Source organism: Polynucleobacter sp. MG-Unter2-18 (genome assembly GCF_018687675.1).
Classification (GTDB): Bacteria; Pseudomonadota; Gammaproteobacteria; order Burkholderiales; family Burkholderiaceae; genus Polynucleobacter.
Genome location: NZ_CP061302.1, coordinates 414,266 through 432,575, shown reverse-complemented (window position 1 = coordinate 432,575; position 18,310 = coordinate 414,266). Strand labels below are relative to the sequence as shown.

Annotated in this window: 20 protein-coding genes; all 20 read right to left on the bottom strand. The window is 43.7% G+C overall.

Features of this window, described 5'->3' with window-relative positions:
* Positions 1-12 precede the first annotated feature (12 nt).
* Complete coding sequence (locus tag C2759_RS02325; protein ID WP_215355983.1) at positions 13-774, bottom strand: flagellar basal body rod protein FlgF; 762 nt, start codon at positions 772-774, stop codon at positions 13-15.
* Positions 775-791: 17 nt separating this feature from the next.
* The gene (locus C2759_RS02320; protein ID WP_215355981.1) at positions 792-2,516 is read right to left on the bottom strand and encodes a flagellar hook protein FlgE; all 1,725 of its coding nucleotides are present in this window, start codon (positions 2,514-2,516) and stop codon (positions 792-794) included.
* 32 nt (positions 2,517-2,548) lie between these two features.
* Entirely contained in the window at positions 2,549-3,241 is a 693-nt protein-coding gene (locus C2759_RS02315; protein ID WP_215355980.1) for a flagellar hook assembly protein FlgD, read from the bottom strand.
* Between the two features lie 31 nt (positions 3,242-3,272).
* Positions 3,273-3,677 carry a flagellar basal body rod protein FlgC gene (flgC, locus tag C2759_RS02310; RefSeq protein ID WP_215355978.1) on the bottom strand — a complete coding sequence of 135 codons (405 nt, stop codon included), beginning with the start codon at positions 3,675-3,677 and terminating at the stop codon, positions 3,273-3,275.
* Positions 3,674-4,090, bottom strand: coding sequence for a flagellar basal body rod protein FlgB (gene flgB / locus C2759_RS02305; RefSeq protein WP_215355976.1), 417 nt, complete (start codon positions 4,088-4,090; stop codon positions 3,674-3,676). The genes flgC and flgB overlap by 4 nt, the downstream gene beginning before the upstream one ends.
* A 247-nt stretch (positions 4,091-4,337) precedes the next feature.
* Positions 4,338-5,981 (bottom strand): tetratricopeptide repeat protein, encoded by a 1,644-nt coding sequence (locus C2759_RS02300; protein ID WP_215355974.1) that lies wholly within the window; start codon positions 5,979-5,981, stop codon positions 4,338-4,340.
* A gap of 32 nt (positions 5,982-6,013) precedes the next feature.
* Positions 6,014-7,081 (bottom strand): carbonic anhydrase, encoded by a 1,068-nt coding sequence (locus C2759_RS02295; protein ID WP_215355972.1) that lies wholly within the window; start codon positions 7,079-7,081, stop codon positions 6,014-6,016.
* 147 nt (positions 7,082-7,228) lie between these two features.
* Complete coding sequence (locus C2759_RS02290) at positions 7,229-7,990, bottom strand: hypothetical protein (RefSeq protein WP_215355971.1); 762 nt, start codon at positions 7,988-7,990, stop codon at positions 7,229-7,231.
* Positions 7,980-8,714 carry a flagellar biosynthetic protein FliR gene (locus C2759_RS02285; protein ID WP_256441209.1) on the bottom strand — a complete coding sequence of 245 codons (735 nt, stop codon included), beginning with the start codon at positions 8,712-8,714 and terminating at the stop codon, positions 7,980-7,982. The genes C2759_RS02290 and C2759_RS02285 overlap by 11 nt, the downstream gene beginning before the upstream one ends.
* A 51-nt stretch (positions 8,715-8,765) precedes the next feature.
* A complete protein-coding gene (locus C2759_RS02280) occupies positions 8,766-9,035 on the bottom strand; it encodes a flagellar biosynthetic protein FliQ (protein ID WP_215355967.1) in 270 nt (89 codons plus the stop codon).
* 5 nt (positions 9,036-9,040) lie between these two features.
* Positions 9,041-9,787, bottom strand: coding sequence for a flagellar type III secretion system pore protein FliP (gene fliP / locus C2759_RS02275; RefSeq protein ID WP_251367002.1), 747 nt, complete (start codon positions 9,785-9,787; stop codon positions 9,041-9,043).
* Entirely contained in the window at positions 9,784-10,101 is a 318-nt protein-coding gene (gene fliO / locus C2759_RS02270; protein ID WP_215355965.1) for a flagellar biosynthetic protein FliO, read from the bottom strand. Before fliO ends, fliP begins: the two co-directional genes overlap by 4 nt.
* 26 nt (positions 10,102-10,127) lie before the next feature.
* On the bottom strand, positions 10,128-10,505 hold the full coding sequence (fliN, locus tag C2759_RS02265) for a flagellar motor switch protein FliN (RefSeq protein WP_215355964.1): 378 nt from the start codon (positions 10,503-10,505) through the stop codon (positions 10,128-10,130).
* 44 nt (positions 10,506-10,549) lie between these two features.
* Positions 10,550-11,656 carry a flagellar motor switch protein FliM gene (fliM, locus tag C2759_RS02260; protein WP_215355962.1) on the bottom strand — a complete coding sequence of 369 codons (1,107 nt, stop codon included), beginning with the start codon at positions 11,654-11,656 and terminating at the stop codon, positions 10,550-10,552.
* A gap of 31 nt (positions 11,657-11,687) precedes the next feature.
* Positions 11,688-12,425 (bottom strand): flagellar basal body-associated protein FliL, encoded by a 738-nt coding sequence (fliL, locus tag C2759_RS02255; RefSeq protein ID WP_215355960.1) that lies wholly within the window; start codon positions 12,423-12,425, stop codon positions 11,688-11,690.
* Between the two features lie 26 nt (positions 12,426-12,451).
* Complete coding sequence (locus tag C2759_RS02250) at positions 12,452-14,536, bottom strand: flagellar hook-length control protein FliK (protein WP_215355958.1); 2,085 nt, start codon at positions 14,534-14,536, stop codon at positions 12,452-12,454.
* Between the two features lie 26 nt (positions 14,537-14,562).
* Positions 14,563-15,009: a flagellar export protein FliJ gene (locus C2759_RS02245; RefSeq protein WP_215355956.1), complete on the bottom strand. Its 447-nt coding sequence runs from the start codon at positions 15,007-15,009 to the stop codon at positions 14,563-14,565.
* Positions 15,010-15,014: 5 nt separating this feature from the next.
* Positions 15,015-16,400, bottom strand: a complete 1,386-nt coding sequence (locus C2759_RS02240) for a FliI/YscN family ATPase (protein WP_215355954.1) — start codon at positions 16,398-16,400, stop codon at positions 15,015-15,017.
* Positions 16,397-17,224, bottom strand: a complete 828-nt coding sequence (locus tag C2759_RS02235) for a FliH/SctL family protein (protein WP_215355953.1) — start codon at positions 17,222-17,224, stop codon at positions 16,397-16,399. Before C2759_RS02235 ends, C2759_RS02240 begins: the two co-directional genes overlap by 4 nt.
* On the bottom strand, positions 17,211-18,305 hold the full coding sequence (gene fliG, locus C2759_RS02230) for a flagellar motor switch protein FliG (protein ID WP_052728712.1): 1,095 nt from the start codon (positions 18,303-18,305) through the stop codon (positions 17,211-17,213). The genes C2759_RS02235 and fliG overlap by 14 nt, the downstream gene beginning before the upstream one ends.
* Between the last annotated feature and the right edge of the window lie 5 nt (positions 18,306-18,310).

The window sequence follows — 18,310 nt, the reverse complement described above, 5'->3', positions numbered from 1 at the left end:
TATCTTCTTATATTAGCTACGTGATAGGGATAACAGCGTGGTAGCGGATCTTGCATTTTGATCGGCCATCGTGATCGAGCGGGTATTTAAATCAAATAATCGGCTTTGACCAATCATCTGCACCATCGCCATGGTTGGATTAACATTACTTTGCTCAAAAGCCCCCTGTACTACTTTGACACGCGAGTCAGAGGCTGCTTGCTCTCCTGGTAGATCAAATAAGCCATCTTCCGCGCGCACTAAATTATTGGTATTGGGGTTAACTAGCTTTAACTTGCCGACTTGATTGAGAAATTGTGTTCCAGGAACCTGGGTATAAATTGCGCCATCCTCAGCTATTTGCATTATTGAGCCCGATGGAATTGTGATGCTACCTCCATCACCGACCACTGGTATATCCTTGCCGATACTCAAAATTCCTTGATCATTCACCATGAACTTACCAGCGCGGGTATATGCCTCTTTCCCGTCAGGCCTACGCACTGCAAAAAATCCATCGCCTTTAATAGCTGCGTCTAGAGGATTTGAGGTTGTTTGCAATGGCCCGCCTGTAAAGTTACTCCCGGGGGTAGTTTCAACAGAAAATACCCTGGTATCTGCGCCGTTTCCTGTAAATGGTTCACCATCGCCTTTGAGAGGCACAGCACGAAATGCGCTTATCACTTCCCTAAAACCGGGCGTTAAGCTATTTGCCAGATTATTGGAGGTAACAGCCAACTGATTAGTTGAAGCTGTTGCCCCCGTCATGGAAGTGTAGGCGTATCGATTAATCATAATTTAGGACGTGCTGCTTATCGACCCATATTAATTGCATCATCAATCAGTGTGGAAGCCTGTAGTTTCAATGCTTGCGAAGTTGCTGAATACTGTCTTTGCAAGACCATCAACTGAACTAGTTGAGATGTTAGGTCCACATTTGAGGCTTCCAACGCTTTAGAACGAACCTGACCCAATAAGCCACTTCCTGGAGCACTCAAAATGGGTTCGCCAGATGCGTCTGTTGCTGTAAATGTATTGCTACCATTTGGCATTAAGCCATCAAGATTATAAAATTGTGCCAGTATTAACTGTCCCTTAACAAGAGTTTCACCGTTGTCATAGGTTGCAATTAACTTGCCATCACTATCAATTGCATAACTGGATAAATTAGATACAGAATGACCATCCTGACTGTTAGCATATGTTTGAGAAGGAGCAGTGAGCGCTGACATATCATCACTAGTAATCGTAAATTGCATAATTCCATAATCATCTGTACGTCCGTAACCATTAGCGTCGGATGAACTTAAGGCATTTATATAAAGACTAGTTGAAGCATCATTTTCAGGCGTTCCATCTGACCCCAATTGCAGGGTATCGATATTTTTACCCCCTAAAAAGGCCATAGTACCGATGGACATTTGCTGGGTATATTCTGAACCGTCGCTTTGCTGTGTAAAGTCCACGTCCCCATCCGTATCTGGATCATGGCCGACTTTGTTGCCATCAATGGTTGCATACACTTCAAAGCGTTCGACTGTTGCGCTGTATGTAAATGTAGTGACGCCTGTAGCGCTAGTTTGTGTTATCGGAACATGAGTACCATCACTCAACAGTAAATCATAAGTTGAATCTAATGCATTTAAAGTACCCCCTGTCAAGGTTTTAACAGCCCCGGTAATTGTTACAGTTTCTTCATTTTCCGAGCCGACAAGTGCACGTGCGTTTGCTGTAGTAACGTACTTTTTATCTTCACCTTTATAGGTGCTCGCAATTATTGGCAACTGCTCGTTAGCTGGCGCGTTGCCACCATTGATTTCCTGCGTTGGTAAGTAGGAATAACCGCCATCATCGTCAAGCGTTAATGTTAAAGACTGAGATGACACTTGCTTATAGTATAAGGCTAAGATATGCCCTGTACCATTTTGGTCGTAAAGGGTTTGTGATGTTGCTTGGCTATAGGTGCTGCTATTTGTTGGACTAAAGGCATAGTCCAATGCACCATTTCTGGTATCTAAGTTCAGAGCCACTTCTGAATTTTGAGTAGGTTGCGATGGCAATGGGGTTTGATCTAATGTCATCGTTGATTTTGCACCAGCAATAATATTACCAGCTTCATCTGATGGGTAACCCACTACTATTAAGCCACTTGGATTGACCATTCGGTTTTCACTATCCGTTCCAAATTGTCCATTGCGGGTGTATTCAAACTTACTAAGAGTTTCGGTTGGAACGGTTCCGACAACATCGTCTGGATTAGCCAGCATGAACATACCAGGACCAGTAATTGCTAGATCCAATGGATTTTGTGTGGATGTCACCGATCCGTAAGATTGATCTCTTCTAATGGCCTGCTGTTGCGAGCCCATACCAACTCGATCTTTTGCCTGTGCATCATTTGCTTTAAAGTACATATCAGCAAAGACAAACTGACCATTTTTATATCCAACCGTTTGCGCATTGGCGATGTTATTACTAACAACGTCAATCGCTTGTGATGTTGTTGTCAAGCCTGCTAATCCGATTCCATATCCCATTTTCGACTCCTTATCGTAATTTCTTTATTAATTTAATTGACCCATTGCTGGATTGTTGATGCATTGATCTGTCTTCCATCTTGCAAGGTGAGTAGCGTTTCACCTTTAGCCCCCTTAGTTACTGCAGCTACCGGGGATGCCACATAAGCTGTTAGAGACTCAGTTCCACCAGCTGTATTTGTTCCGCTAATACTAATGCTGTATGTACCTGCGGCGACTGTATTGCCGTCAGCATCAGTACCATCCCATGCAAAATTTTTCATTCCAGCAACTACAGCACCTAGACTTGCGCTATTGATTACATTGCCACTAGCATCTTTAATTGTTGCCACTGCTGAACTCATCGGATTTGCAGCATTTGCACCCAAGATCACTGGGCTTGTTCCATCAAATGAGATTGTGTTTCCTGCCACTGCTGGACTATGCCCTATGAGAGAGGCTTGATTCATAAAGTCAACACTCTGCATTTGATTGAGCATGGCAGTCATTGAGGTGTTCATGTTGCTCATGCTCGTCACCATATTGAGCTGAGACATTTGTGCCGTCATGGTTGATGCATCCATTGGAGCCATTGGATCTTGATTTTGAATTTGCGCTATTAGTAACTTCAAAAAATTCTGGGTTTCATCTTGCGCTGTTGTTCCAATAGAGGAATTAGTACCCGCACTCTTAGCTACGGCTGGATCGTACACCGGAATGTTGCTCATTGGACCTGTTGTTGTCATATATTCCTCAGTTCTTCATCTATTCAAAAATTTAGCGGCCTAAATCTAAAGTCTTCAGCATCAATTGGCGTGAAACATTCATCGCTTCAATATTCATTTGATACGATCGTGATGCTGAAATCATATTCACCATCTCTTCAACTGGGTTTACATTAGGCATTTCCACATATCCAGCCGCATTGGCCTTTGGATGTCCTGGTCGATACTCCATTCGGAGTGGGGCATCGCTCTCTACAATGCTTTTCACAGCAACCCCTGATCCTGGAGAGCCTGGTTTCATCAATGCACTAAATTCAACCTGACGTGCGCGATATGGACGACCATCAGGGCCAGAAACACTCTCTGCATTAGCAATATTGGATGCGGTCACATTCAAACGCATAGCTTGCGCCGCTAGACCGGAAGACCCAATATCATAAGCAGCCAATAGACTCATGAGGGCTGTCCTTTAATTGCGGTCAAGCGACTATTCAGTGTGCCACCCAAGAAAAGGAGTGCAGCCTCGGTAAATACAGAGTTTTTCGTAAATTCACTTAACTCCACGTCACTATCTACTGTGTTGTCATCTTTAGACGGCTGGTTTGGTACTCTAAAGAGCAGACGAGGGTCATCTTTATTATTGCTGCCATCAATATGTCCAGCATGAGTTGTCGCCATGGAGACACCTGTTGAAGGCAACTTGCCTTCCAACTGCGCCTTCAATACGTCAGCAAAACGAATATCCCTGGCCTTAAAGCCGGGAGTATCTGAGTTTGCTAAGTTATTACTCAAGATTTGCTGGCGAAAAGTACGCAGTTTCAGCGCAGTTTCACCAAACATTAATGAGTCGTATTGCGGCACTGCATTCATTTCATCTCCTCCCTATTAGGGAATGATCTAAACCGAGGGGAAATTCCTCATGAGTAGATATGCAAGGAGCGTGCCAGTTTTCGGAAAATAGGGATACATGTCCACCCTTTTCTAGCAAGGGCCGGAATAATTCCAAGAAACATAAGCTAGAGCCCTTAATAGGCAAAAATTGCCTATTAAGGGCTAGTCTTGGCAATAATTACCAAAAAAGATGGTGGATATCTGCGAAAAGCTAAAAGTAGGAGTGTTATCTAAATTGAGCTCCCAGCTCAAGTTCGACTCTTTTTAGCACGCTTGACCAATCTCCCAATTGGTCCTGTCTAAAGATTTTTATTGTTGGATACCACGGTGAAGACTCAGTATCTATAAACCAACGCCAATCAGCATTGTCACTAAGCAATAGCCATGCTTTCTTGCCCATAGCCCCAGCAAGATGGGCAATACTAGTATCCACGGTAATGACTAGGTCTAAGCAGTCAATTAAGGCCGCGGTTTCATTAAAATCAATTAGGTAGCTAGCATAATTTGAAATAAACGCATTTCTTTCTAATACCTTTAAGTCAAAATCACTTAATTCCTTCTGCAGACTCACATACTGCAAATCGCTAGGTAAAAATGGAATTAACTGAAGTAAGGGGATACTTCTATTAGCATTCTCTTTAAATAAGGTGTTGCCACTCCATACCAATCCAATACGGGGTTTTTGCTTTGTACCAAGCCTATTCTTCCACTCCGATACTTTAAGCGGACTACTAAAAATATAAGGATTATCAGCGTGAATATCAATACATTTTTCTTGCAAAACAAAAGGGAGGCTTAGTAGCGAACTTCTATAGTCAGACTCTGGTAATGCCCCCTCAATACTAACTATGCTCCACAATGGATTTGATTCTGATAACAAGTCAACTAAAGATTTTTGAACTGCTACAGTTACTCTAGCATTCAGATTGGCAATTTTTTTCACATAACGGTAAAACTGAATAGTGTCACCTATCCCCTGCTCACTGAATAGTAAGACAGACTTATTTGCTAATTGATCCACTTCAATATAGCTATATTGAAGTTCTTGTCTCACCAAAGGAAATGCTGGGGACTTTTTTAATCTAGCCTCATACAACATCCAACCCTCTTCAAATCTCCCTAATTTTAATAATACTAGCCCCTTATTCCATAGAGCCTCAGAATAATCAGGCCTCAGCCGAATTGCACAATCAAAGCTTTGAATAGCGGCATCAAAATACTTATCCCCTAATTGGGCAATACCGCGATTATTAAAAGCCTCAGAAAAATCATCTTTTAGTTTAATTGCCTGATCAAAGCTGATAATGGCATCATTAAAATATTTCTTTTCTAATTGAGCAAGACCGCGATAATAAAAATTCATTGAATCTTGTGAGTTGAGCTTAATTGCCTGATCAAAGCTATTAATGGCGCTATCAAAATACTTCTTTTCTAGTTGGACAAGACCCCGCTTTCTGTAATAAAGCACAATAGATGGATTTAAGGATATTGCCAAATCAAAACTTGCGATTGATTCATCTAATAAGCCTTCTTGGTGTAGTGCACATCCAAGGTTTGCATGAAATTCAGGGACATTATTATGAGGCGATGCTGAAATTGCCTTATTAATGAGCTCTATTGCATGCGGATATTCTTTTTTTTGCAAAGCGATCAGGCCAAGCAAATTCATAGCATCGATATGCCCCGGATCTTTAATTAGAATTTTTTCATATATTAAACTAGCCTCCTCAAGCATTCCATGTTGATGAAATGCAATAGCCATATCTACCAAATCAAATATATGGGATTGACTATTTAATTCGGAAGCAATCTTCTGAGAAATACTAATATTCCCACCAGATTGATTCGAAATCTTTTTGATTTGATTCATTATTTTATTAATCGCCTAGCATCAAACTATAGCTACTTAGTTTCTTTAACCAATCTGTCACCCTTAGGTTGCAGAGGTCGTGCATTCATCGGATAAATGCGATCAAAATTCTTTACTTGAGCCTCGCTAATGTAAATTGGATTTTTGAGAACAAGCCAGAGAACGTTTTCAGTACACGGCGGCGTTGTTAAAGATCCCATGTAAGTGAAGTAGCTTCTATCCGTTGGCAATATTTGATTGATATCAATCATGACGCCAGGAGTTTCGGCTTTGCCTTTGACCAATGGAACGTTGTTCCAAAGAGTGCTAATGAGAGCATTCTCTTTTGCAGCATCCTCGCCCCACCAGTATTTTCTGAGCGCTACTGGTTTCACAGTACTCAATAAAACCGCCACTACTGCTAGACTGCCATCATGATGCTGATGCACTAAATGCGCCACCATATCACTACGCTCACCATTAATTGCCTCTTCGCCAGGTTTGTGGAAGTGAAACTGAACCAGTCGATATTGCCTACCATCTACCATCAAATTACTGCCTTCGCCGTAATTCACCATGATGGTATGGCCGTTATCGATAATAGTCAGAGGCGATGCCCTGTAAATAAACTCTATTGGGTTTAATTCTGCTTTGACAGCCCTATCAATATTGATGTTGATAGGAGATTGGTTCTTTCCCTTAAGGCAAGCTAAATTATCTTTACTTAAATTACCCCAATTATCTGGACCACCTGGTCCATCAAAATAGGTCCAATGATGAGTATGCACTTCTTTTTCGACGGGTTTGGTAGATGGCTTAGCTACGGACTTTGGCTTCACCTCTGCAGAGATCATGGCAGTGTTGTTAACAGCCAGATCACTAGTTCGGATAATGATGTCACCAGACCCTTTGTTAATTTTACTAGTCAATGCCTTGCTCATCTCTTCGTCACTGGAAGGGGATGGGGATACAGTAACCTTGGCTTTATCAGCTATCTTCTCAACTTTATTTACTGTATTGGGGGTTGGCGCAGGATCGGAGCCCATTACCGGCTGCGTCAGCACAAGGCTAAGAGCTAGGGCTATGACCATAGCAAAAGGACTGAGGATTCTATTCATCATGATCTTGCTTACGGCAATATTTGTAATTTCGTTTAAGAAAGATTTACAAATATATTTTCAGATGACTCGAATATATACCTTAGAAGCACTAATTTAAGCGCCTTATCAACAGATTGGCCAGTAGAAACTGTCAGCGGGTGCTAATTCTTACTTCTTAACAGGTCTTTTAGCTGGAGTGGTCGGCACTACATTACTGGAACTTGGTAGTGGATCTATCTGAGGTGTACGACTATTACCAAACATCCACTCACACTTCATCAAGCCAGCAGTATCTTGCCGGCTATCGAGAGGTGTTGACTGTTTTAATGCAACCTCAAGGGCTGCATCAGTTGGTGGCGGGGTTAAATCATTACTGGTATACCATTTGAGAAACCGTTGATACCAACCTGCTTTGGGCATCTTACCAGGATCGGCATAATAATTAGAGCTGCAAATTTGCAACCTTCTTTCAATTTCACTCGCTGGCAAATAGTAGCCTTCAATTAATAAATCGGCTATCTTCCCATTGCAACGAGCCCAACTGGCCAACTCTATTTTAGCTCCCGTTGTATTCGATTCAGGCTTCTCCAATACAAGTGAGTCAATTTCACATTGCATGCGTTGACCACGTATTTTTAGCTTCTTGCATGTTTCAGGGCCAGTATCAGCATATGGATCATTTTTATTCGTCGCAGTTGAAAAAGGGAATTTCTTGTCACATTCATCGGGGCCATCAGTCGCTTGATTTAATGAGTTTTGTCCTAACAATATTTGCTCTTTTGGAGTAAGCCCTTCCTCAACTGAAATCGTTATTGAGGTGGGCTTATCAGATGAATCTAGGGTCTGACAGCCTACAGAACAGCTAGCAATTATGAATAAAGTACTACCTGCAAATTGAATCAGAGATTTTATGTTGAACTTATTTCGCATTGGGTGTCTCCAAACCTTGACGGATAAGTTGTAAAGGATTTTCAAGAGAGCGCTCTAAAATAAACTGCAGATCTGGCAAGATCAAAAAAATAACCAAAAAGGCCAAAGGTATGCTGACCGCAAACCCTACAGAAAATAAATTCATTTGTGGGCTAGTTCTTCCTAGAAATGCTTGAATTAAATTGAACATCATATAAACCAGTAGTACAGGCATTGATAGTATTAATCCTAAACGAAATGATGCGGAAAATAAATCTATCAATCCTTTAGAAGTCCATGCTTGAGGCCAAATTCCTAATGGTACTGTTTTAAAGCTACTTAAGACCAAATCGATTAACACTAAATGAATATTAAACGTAAATGCAAGAGCCAAAACCACTAAGCCCAAAAACTGTGATACCAAACCAGATGCTAAAGAAGGATCGAAAAAGTTAGTAGATGCAAAACTAAAGCCAGCTAAAAAAGAGAGTACTTCTGCTGCAATATCGACCACCATAAATGCTATACGAACCGCAAATCCAATGAAAGCGCCAATAGCCAACTCAATCGCCGAAGCAAAAAAAGTAATACTCCCGGGGTATGGAATTTTTTCAGTTCCCAGTAGCGGCAGAAGATAAATACCAAATGCCAAAGCGACGAATAGACGAAACTGTAACGGAATTGTTCTTAAGGCGAACATGGGTGCAGTCAAAAGAAGTCCAAAAACTCTTAACGAGGCGAACATAAAGATTGCCATATATTGCTCAATTTGAAGGCCGCTGATAGTCAACATCAATTAACTTACCAAGCCTGGTATGCGCGCAAAGAGCTCTCTCATATAGTCTGTAAACAACGATAGAGTGACGGGCCCAGCGATCATAACAACGGCAGCAAATACTATTAGTTTTGGAATGAATGCAACCGTGGACTCGTTAACCGAGGTGGCTGCTTGCAAAATACCAATGATTAGTCCCACAACCAATAATGCCATGAGTATAGGCCCCGCCAAAACTGCGACCATCCTCAAGGCCTGATAAACCAAATCGAGAACGACCCCACTCTCCATGGCAATTAATTAATATAACTTTGGACTAATGAGGTCGAGAGTAAGACCCAACCATCTGCCAAGGTAAATACAATCAACTTCAGTGGCAAGGAAAACATCATCGGCGAAACCATCACCATACCTAGAGAGGTTAAGATGCTGGCAACTGCAAAATCAATGACCAAAAATGGTAGGAAGATAATGAAGCCAATTAAAAAACCTGTCTTAATCTCTGAAATCGCAAATGCTGGGATCAAAACCGTGAACGGAACTTCTTCACGTGCTTCAATTTCTTTTCCGTACAATTTGACGAATAAATTCAAATCGTCCTTACGCGTTTGTTTCAACATAAATTCTTTTAAGGGCTTTGATCCAATTTCTACCGCCTGGGGAAAAGCCAACTTACCTACGGAATATGGTTGATAAGCATTTTTATACATTGAATCAAATACTGGATTCATAATAAATAAAGTGAGAAACAATGAAAGCCCTATTAATACAATGTTAGGTGGCATAGTGGTTAAACCTAGTGCCTGACGTAACAAAGAAAACACAATCAAAATCCTTGTAAAACTAGTCATTAAAATTAAAGCTGCAGGCAAAAAGCTCAATGCTGTGAGAGCTAAAACCGTTTCAACAGGCACTGAATAAGTTGTACCACCACTGGCCTGCTTTGTAGTCACTAGCGGTAAAGTTTGACTCCACGCTATGAATGGGAAAAATCCAAGTGCTCCTATTACCCCGGTGATATAAAAGGTAATCTTATTTTTCAACCGATTTTCCTTTTGACCAAAGCACGTAACTGATTGGCAAAGTCGACGCTACTGGGTTGTGGCTTCATGTGAGCCACATCTTCAGGATCTAATTCAATCAATAGATTAATTTGGGTCGGAGTATGCCCAATCACCAAGATACGATTAAGTACATTCACAATAATTACACGCTCTCTAGGGCCTAAAGCTTGTTGAGCCAAGATCATTACATGAGGATTATTTGCTCGCACTGCAGAGTCACGTTTGACTAAATAGGCAACTACCCAAATTAGTGCGGCAGCAAGTGCCAGCCAGATGAATGAGAAAAGCAACATGCCTCCAACCGAGGTACCCATTTAAATCAACGATTAATTTTACGCAGACGCTCTGCGGGAGTCACAATATCGGTTAAGCGGATACCATAACGATCATTCACGATAACCACTTCACCTTGTGCTACTAAGCAACCATTCACCACAACTTCTAGTGGCTCTCCAGCCAGAATATCTAACTCGATCACAGAGCCGTAAGTGAGATTTAAGAGATTGCGAATCTGCATTTTTGCACGTCCAAGTTCGACTGTGACCTGAACCGGTACATCCATCACTAAATCGATATCATTAAAATCTGCACCGGTTTTTGCGCCATCTTCTAAGTTGTTAAATGTAGCCTTACGAAGGGAACCAGATACATCAGCGCTTGTGAGCGTTTTCGCTAAATCATTATCGTTTTCAGCCATCTTGATCCTCTTTAATCTCTTCTATGCCTGCTTGATACTTGGGTTTATTTGGGGTCCAGCTCATCCGCAAGCTGACCTATTGTATCGCTTGAGGCGTCCCTTTTATTGGACTCAGTAGTCGGCATCGGCGCAAAAGCCTGAGGATGCTCTCCCGGCTGCTCGTACAACTCCCCTTTTTCCGCACTTCGCATCATACTCGGACCCAAGCGCGCCTTTTCTAAGGGGCTTTTTAGGAATTCTGCAGGATGTTGGATCGTACTCACTTTGACAGAATAGCGGCCTTCTTTTACGCCGTATTGCCCTTTAATAACAGGCAGGCCATCCACATAAACGGTCACTGGATCATTAATTTCAATAGGAATAATATCTCCCACTGATAGAGATGTAATCTCACGTAATAGCATCTGCTTACGAGCCAATACAGCGACGGCAGTCACTGGCGCTTCGTGAACTTGATCATTTAATAAATTAGTCCAATGCTCATCCGGTTCACTTGCAAAGCCTTGCATATTGTTATAGAGGATGGCTTTAATAGGTTCCATCACCCAAAATGGAATACAAAGGTCGACATCACCAGGTCTGCCGTTAATCTCAATGGTAAATTTGGAATGAAGCACCATCTCCCCTGGGGAAGTAATCTTCGCAAATCCAAAATTAGTCTCTTGGCGCATGAAATCAAACTTGATTTCATATACCGCTTTCCAAGCCTTCTCGTAGTCATTTAGAAGTGCATCGACTAAACGACGAATGATGCGCAACTCAGTAGGGGTGTATTCGCGTAAGCTCAGTCTGGGCGCTAATCGACCTTCGCCACCAAACATATTGTCAATCGCGATATAGACAACTCCAGGGTCAACAATCCAGCACCCCACCCCGCGCAAAGGACGGATACCAACAATATTAATATTTGTCCGCTCAGGAAATTCAGATACAAATTGCTCGTAGCTTTTGACGCTCGGCATATGCATTTGCACCTCAATGGGTGCTCGAATCATATTAAATAAGGATAAACGAACCGCCCGGCAAAAACGCTCGTGAATCAGCTCCAATGTCGGCATGCGCCGACGAGCAATAATCTTCGATTTGTCGAACATGGACTGCTGATCTTCAGCTGCAATGTTCATCTCGACATTGATTGCTCCTGTCGCCATATCTTCCTAAGTGGTCTGTCTAGCCCTCATTTTACTGCATTACAAAGGTATTGAATAGTACGGCCTGAACTGGAAGATCCATCTCAGTAACATTCCAAAATTCTGCCGCAGCCCTAGCAGCCTCGCCAGTAATCTTTTGACCTGAAGAAGTTTCTTTTGGTACAGCACCTATTCTCTCTAAATTCTGAATATCAGCTGTTGATGGTTGTTGCTGGAGTATATAAATGGCAGTTAGCTGCGGCGCAATAATTGAATTAATTACCAATGCGACCTCGCGAGCCATCATCGTTTTACCCTCGACAGTTGCCAACTCTTGCATTTGGCGTGAGGATAAAACCGTAATAACTTTATCCCTTATGACAGGCATAAACTTCTTGATTTTATCTTCGGTGGACCCATCATTTGTTCTGAGAACCATCTTAGTCTGCAAATAATGCTCGCCTCCTCTACCAGGCAGGTTTACGATCATTTCGTCTAGCGCAATATAAATTGGGGCAGCATTATCTTTGCGCTCCATCAATTGCTTCTTCAAAATATTTTCAGGGCGTTTATCTTCAGCTTCTTGCTGTCTTTTAAGCTCAGCGTTATGTTGCATATAGAAATAGCCACCAACCGCTCCAGCCAGCACTACTACCAAGCCTATGATCAAAAACAGCATTTTTTTGCTTTTAGGCTTTTCTTCTTCTATCTCTATCTGCTCTACGACTGGTGGGGGTGGTAGCCCGCCATTGACATCTAAGGTAGGCTCTACGCGTTCTTCATCAGCCATGCTAATTCCCTTTATTTTTCATCATATTAAGCAAACAGATGCACTGTTCCGCTAGCACTCGTATTATGACCCGAACCTATAAAATCTATTGTTGCAAGGTTTTTAGGGTTGGGATTCGTAGTCTGCTGGCTAGCATAATAGTCCTGACGGGCATTATTAAAGGATTGACCTGACGCCTGTTGAGACTGATTACCCTGCCTAAGATCAAGGGAAAGATTGAGGCCCATTTGAGCAAACTCTTGCTTTAAGTTTTGGCCGCCCTGATCGAGGCGAGATTTTGTTGCATCACTGGCACCCTCAACAATTAAGTGTGCATGGCCATTTTGATTAATTTGCAAATCAATCCGGATCGTACCTTGCTCCGGCGGTGTTAATTCAAACATTATGCGACCGCCACCAGACTTTGCAGCACTCATAATTTCACTAAGTAAGGGGCCACTCACAAAAGAAGCCTCTGTTTGCTTGATTTGAAACTTTTGAAGGGCTTCTGAAGTCTGACTATCTAAGCGTGCAAGACCACTATATTGGGCGCTTAGGCTATTAAGATCTTGACTAGCTAACTCATCTATTTTTTCAAGTTCTTTGACATGAAAATCAGATGCTGGGGTAATACGGGGCGCGACCTCAAGGCCTTTATTTTCTTTGGACGCTTGACCTGCATACAAAGGAATCAAGGAATTATCAGAATTCTTCATATTTTGCGAACTAATAATCGCAGAATTTTGATCCTTGCTAATACTGTGACTATCTAGAGGCGGCGTAGAAAGTTTTTCAGCTACTCCTACGGTCGAAGTAGTGACAACTAAAGCAGGCTTAGGGTCTGAAGAAGATACTTGAGGGGATGTTTGGCTAGTTTGGCCAGCTTGCGCCACTAAGCCCTTTAATTGCTCTAGGGCACTGGCTTGGGCAGTGTTGGTAGGTTGGGCTTGCTGCGCGAGATCCCGGATCGCACTAGCGAGCTCTGGGGTCAGCGTGATTTTAGGAGCTGGGCTAGCGGTTTGGCTAGTTTGGCCAGCTTGCGCCACTAAGCCCTTTAATTGCTCTAGGGCACTGGCTTGGGCAGTGTTGGTAGGTTGGGCTTGCTGCGCGAGATCCCGGATCGCACTAGCGAGCTCTGGGGTCAGCGTGATTTTAGGAGCTGGGCTAGCGGTTTGGCTAGTTTGGCCAGCTTGCGCCACTAAGCCCTTTAATTGCTCTAGGGCACTGGCTTGGGCAGTGTTGGTAGGTTGGGCTTGCTGCGCGAGATCCCGGATCGCACTAGCGAGCTCTGGGGTCAGCGTGATTTTAGGAGCTGGGCTAGCGGTTTGGCTAGTTTGGCCAGCTTGCGCCACTAAGCCCTTTAATTGCTCTAGGGCACTGGCTTGGGCAGTGTTGGTAGGTTGGGCTTGCTGCGCGAGATCCCGGATCGCACTAGCGAGCTCTGGGGTCAGCGTGATTTTAGGAGCTGGGCTAGCGGTTTGGCTAGTTTGGCCAGCTTGCGCCACTAAGCCCTTTAATTGCTCTAGGGCACTGGCTTGGGCAGTGTTGGTAGGTTGGGCTTGCTGCAGCATTTGCATTAACTGAGCTACTTGCGGATTTTGAGCGCCTAAGTTGTTGCCTTGTCCCGCTTCCTTCATTGCTCTTGCAAGTGACTGCGTAATTAACTGGTTTTGCTGGGAGTCAATATTTTGACCTTTTAGACCTAAAGCGCTAGGCAAATTCAACCCAGCCATTGTTTTGCTTGAATCTACAGCATTCACTCCCAGGCCACTATTAAGCAATGGGTTACTTACAGTGGGTTGATTTACAACTGGACCAATCAGTCCTTGGGCTGCCAACTGAGCCGCCAGTAACTGCATGGGATCGGTAATTTTTGCAGAATCTTTATCTTGCTTTATAAATCCTGGCAAATTTTGCATACCTAAGGTACCCAAACCAGTTTTAGGACTGCTGAATTTGGCTGAATCTGTTCTCGCATCTAAGCGTGCCAGCATCTTTTGGTTCAAGGAAGACAAGAAAGTATCAAAACCAACAGGCATGGCAGAGCCGCCGGCAAGACTACCCGGTTGAGCAATAGCCTCACTGAAGGGGCTAACTGCTGCTTGCATCTGTATTTGACTGACTGTTGGCATGCTTTCTCCAAATGGAACACTACCAACTATGCATCTTTCGTGCCAGTTTTATAACTCAGCCTTGCTGAGAAGTTATCTTCGAACTGGCTTAACTCTGCTTTAGCCAGCTTTATCTTGGCCTCTCGGTGCATTTTGTCGACCAACTTTGATAGCCCTCGAGTACGCATTCTGGCCATAGTAGCTGTTTTTAGGGTCTCCTCAGAAGCTCTAGTCAAGCCCTGAATCTGTCCATCCATCTCAATTGCGCTATGCAGTAACTTTTCTCTAAAGGCATTAGCGTCCTGAATAAATGCAACCGACGCTCCGCCCTTACCGCTGGCAAGCATTTGAGCTTCATAATCTTTAGCATATTGAAGTACTTGATCTTTAAAGGCTTTTTGCTGGTTTACCTGACTGGCAACACGTTTTGCTCGCGCCATAGCTTGATCTTCCCGTATTTTGGCCAAGCGATGGAGGAGCTCTATGGCGTTCATCAGATTTACGGGTTAGGCGGACTAATTTGAGCTAACAAACTTTCAGTTTGATCTAAAGGGACAGTTATATCCGCGTCTTGCTGTAAAAAAGCCTGGATTTTGGGCCAAGCTTGCAAAGCAGCGTCTAATTCTGGATCGCTACCTGCAATATAAGCGCCCATTGAAACTAGATCTCTACCCCGCATGTATCGGCTGTATAGCTGCTTCATTCTTCTAGCAGAAAGTAGGTGCTCTTTAGAGACTACTTTTGGCATTACACGAGAAATTGATTTCTCCACATCAATAGCTGGGTAGTGTCCGCTATCGGCTAACTCTCTAGAAAGGAAGAAGTGTCCATCTAAAATACCGCGTGCTGTATCAGCAACAGGATCATTAGTATCATCACCCTCGAGCAACACAGTATAAAAAGCAGTGATCGAGCCATCGGGGTTGGCGCCATTGCCGACTCGCTCAACTAACTCAGGCATGCGGGCGAATACACTAGGCGGATAGCCACGTGCAACCGGTGCCTCTCCCAAGCTAAGGCCAATTTCTCGCAAAGCCATGGCATAACGGGTGAGTGAATCCACAATCAAAACTACATGTTTGCCTTGATCTCGAAACCAAATCGCCACATCGGTTGCGTATGACGCTCCTTTTGAGCGCGCTAAAGGGGAAGCATCTGCAGGTGCAGCAACAACCACAGCACGCTTAAAGGATTCTGGTCCTAGAGTATCTTCACAAAACTCCCGCACTTCACGGCCACGCTCGCCAACTAGACCAATCACAATGACATCAGCAACACAATTGCGCGCGAGCATTCCTAATAAAACACTTTTACCGACACCAGAACCCGCAAATATTCCAACGCGTTGACCACGGCCTACTGTTAACAAACCATTGACTGCCTGAATACCAACATCCAATGGTTCGTGGATAGGCGTTCTGTCCAAGGGATTTAACATTCTTTGAATGATGGGTGAAAATTGTTTTTCACCGTAACCCTTCCCATCGATTGGTCGGCCCAAACCATCGACTACTCTGCCAAGCAAACTCTCGCCAATCGTCAAGGGTTCACCTACGCTACTAGAGATATAACCTGCACCAGAATTAAAGGGCGTATTTGCTGGATACACTAATGCACCTGGCGAAATATTTTCCATAGCATCAATCGGCATCAAATAAGTGATGGCACCATTAAAGCCAATACACTCGGCATCATAAGTCTTGCCGCCCAACTCGGATAGGATGGTTGCGCCAGACCCAATGCTCATTGGCAAGCCTTCAACCTCTAAAACAATTCCAGAGACGCGCTTTAACTTCCCTTCTCGAATCGAGTAAGGCGTTTGCATGAGATGTTGGCGCCGCAACTCTATCTGATCTACCAACTCATGAGCTTGCAAAACACTCATTTTAGATTCGCCTGATCATCAGGATTCATTTCAGAATCGCTCTGTATATCTTTTTCAGGATACTTCTCATCTGCAGTGTGCGACTCACTATCAAACTGATTATCTAAGAGTGCGGCAGAAGTTTTTGGAGTAATTCCTTTTTCGTCTTGCATTGCTACACCATCTAAACCCAAGGCGGCCTTGACTAATGCGATACGCGCTTCAACCCCCACATCAATACGAGCACCACTCACCTCTACGTAAGCATGCCCAGGGCGAACATCTGCATCTACTAAGATAGTGCAATTAAATGGCAAGCCTGGATCTTCAACAATTCTTCTCCAAGTTTCCACCTCTTCAGCGCGTAAGCGTAGATAAAGATTCTCACCAGGTCGAGGTAAACGCATCAGCGCTTCTTGCACCGCCATGACAAAAGGAGCGCGCTCCATAGAACTGTTTGCGCTTAAACGTGAGGCGATTTCAAAGCTAAATTGTGTTAGCGGTTCTGCAATAGCCTCGGGCATACCACTTACTGCCTCTAAAAGATGACCCAAGGCATTTTGCAAACGCAGTATCTCTTCTTCTGCGTCTTGGTACCCTACTTTATATCCCTCTTCATGACCACTTGCCTTACCCTCGTCATAACCCGCTTCACGGCCTTCTACAAAGCCTTGATTGGAGCCAAGCTCATAAGCCTCTTTGTAAGCTGCCTCGCGTATGGCTTCAACTTCTTCAACCGTAGGGTAGTAAATCGGAGCCACCTTAGGTGGCTTAGGAGGTGCAGGAGGATCAAAAGAAGGTGGCTCCCATCGCGTTAGCAAGGAGTCCTCATCAGAGGAAGGCATCAGCGGACTTACCTCTCTCCATATTGACTCGACCCTCTTCACTCAAGGCACGCGCTATCGCAATCACATCTTTCTGACTTAACTCGACTTCGATCACCTTCACAGGTGGCCTTGTTTCGAGATCCTCACGCACTGTATCAGCAGAGCGTTTTGCCATATTCTTAAAGATTTTTTCACGCAATTTTGGACTTGCACCTTTTAACGCAATGATGAGTGTCTCTTGCGGAACCTCTGTCAATAAAGTCTGTAATGAACGATCTTCCAGCTCCAAAAAGTCTTCGAAGACAAACATTTTTTCTTGAATAGCATCTGCCAAGTCACTGTTGTAGTTTCGAATATTTTCTAAAGCGACTTTATCCAATCCACCCGAAAGCATATTCAAAATCTCGGCAGTAGGTACTACGCCGCCAACAGTACTGCGACGGAAATCCGAATCTGGGCCAGAAGAGCGAGACATTACCTCGTTCAATTCTTTAAGAGCGGCTGGCTGTACTTTCTCTAAAAGAGCAATACGCAAGATGAGTTCGTTACGCAGTTCATCTTGGAATAGCTTCAGCAGGCCGGCTGCTTGCGTAGGATCCAGGAACACCATCACGGTTGCAATAATTTGCGGATGTTCATTTTTGATAAGCTCATACAGAACATCTGACTCCATGCGCTTCAGGGTTTCGATACCAGACATGTCCAGCGTAGACTCAAGGCGCCCTAATAGATCTGAAGCTCCTTCTGCGCCCATGGCTTTGGTAAGCATGTTCTGCATAAAATCATCAGTGTCAAATGCAACTTGGGTGTTGTTGGAGCTGACGTCCTTAAATTGCCGCAGCACTTCTAATACTAAATCTCTACTTAAAGAACGCACGACGGCCATCTTTCCTGAGAGGCGTTGCACCTCAAATGGAGTCATACCGCGCATCACATTAGCTGCAGATTCAGCACCAACAGCCAAAAGTATTACTGCAGCACGAGAAGCACCGTCCAAATCATCGAAAGAAATCGTACCGCCAACAGGCGCAGCTTTGACTCCCTCTTTCAGAGCCTCTGCTATCGATAGCGATTTTTCTACGGGAGCTTCATCAGCCAAAACAG

What these genes read in the sequence shown, in the direction of transcription:
- C2759_RS02325 (WP_215355983.1), bottom strand. Translation starts at nt 774, where the DNA reads ATGATTAATCGATACGCCTACACTTCCATGACGGGGGCAACAGCTTCA.
- C2759_RS02250 (WP_215355958.1), bottom strand. Translation starts at nt 14,536, where the DNA reads ATGCCAACAGTCAGTCAAATACAGATGCAAGCAGCAGTTAGCCCCTTC.
- C2759_RS02240 (WP_215355954.1), bottom strand. Translation starts at nt 16,400, where the DNA reads ATGAGTGTTTTGCAAGCTCATGAGTTGGTAGATCAGATAGAGTTGCGG.
- C2759_RS02295 (WP_215355972.1), bottom strand. Translation starts at nt 7,081, where the DNA reads ATGATGAATAGAATCCTCAGTCCTTTTGCTATGGTCATAGCCCTAGCT.
- C2759_RS02280 (WP_215355967.1), bottom strand. Translation starts at nt 9,035, where the DNA reads ATGGAGAGTGGGGTCGTTCTCGATTTGGTTTATCAGGCCTTGAGGATG.
- C2759_RS02315 (WP_215355980.1), bottom strand. Translation starts at nt 3,241, where the DNA reads ATGACAACAACAGGTCCAATGAGCAACATTCCGGTGTACGATCCAGCC.
- fliO (WP_215355965.1), bottom strand. Translation starts at nt 10,101, where the DNA reads ATGTTGCTTTTCTCATTCATCTGGCTGGCACTTGCTGCCGCACTAATT.
- flgB (WP_215355976.1), bottom strand. Translation starts at nt 4,090, where the DNA reads ATGAATGCAGTGCCGCAATACGACTCATTAATGTTTGGTGAAACTGCG.
- flgC (WP_215355978.1), bottom strand. Translation starts at nt 3,677, where the DNA reads ATGAGTCTATTGGCTGCTTATGATATTGGGTCTTCCGGTCTAGCGGCG.
- C2759_RS02285 (WP_256441209.1), bottom strand. Translation starts at nt 8,714, where the DNA reads ATGTTCGCCTCGTTAAGAGTTTTTGGACTTCTTTTGACTGCACCCATG.
- C2759_RS02245 (WP_215355956.1), bottom strand. Translation starts at nt 15,009, where the DNA reads ATGAACGCCATAGAGCTCCTCCATCGCTTGGCCAAAATACGGGAAGAT.
- C2759_RS02320 (WP_215355981.1), bottom strand. Translation starts at nt 2,516, where the DNA reads ATGGGATATGGAATCGGATTAGCAGGCTTGACAACAACATCACAAGCG.
- C2759_RS02300 (WP_215355974.1), bottom strand. Translation starts at nt 5,981, where the DNA reads ATGAATCAAATCAAAAAGATTTCGAATCAATCTGGTGGGAATATTAGT.
- fliL (WP_215355960.1), bottom strand. Translation starts at nt 12,425, where the DNA reads ATGGCTGATGAAGAACGCGTAGAGCCTACCTTAGATGTCAATGGCGGG.
- C2759_RS02290 (WP_215355971.1), bottom strand. Translation starts at nt 7,990, where the DNA reads ATGCGAAATAAGTTCAACATAAAATCTCTGATTCAATTTGCAGGTAGT.
- C2759_RS02235 (WP_215355953.1), bottom strand. Translation starts at nt 17,224, where the DNA reads ATGCCTTCCTCTGATGAGGACTCCTTGCTAACGCGATGGGAGCCACCT.
- fliM (WP_215355962.1), bottom strand. Translation starts at nt 11,656, where the DNA reads ATGGCGACAGGAGCAATCAATGTCGAGATGAACATTGCAGCTGAAGAT.
- fliN (WP_215355964.1), bottom strand. Translation starts at nt 10,505, where the DNA reads ATGGCTGAAAACGATAATGATTTAGCGAAAACGCTCACAAGCGCTGAT.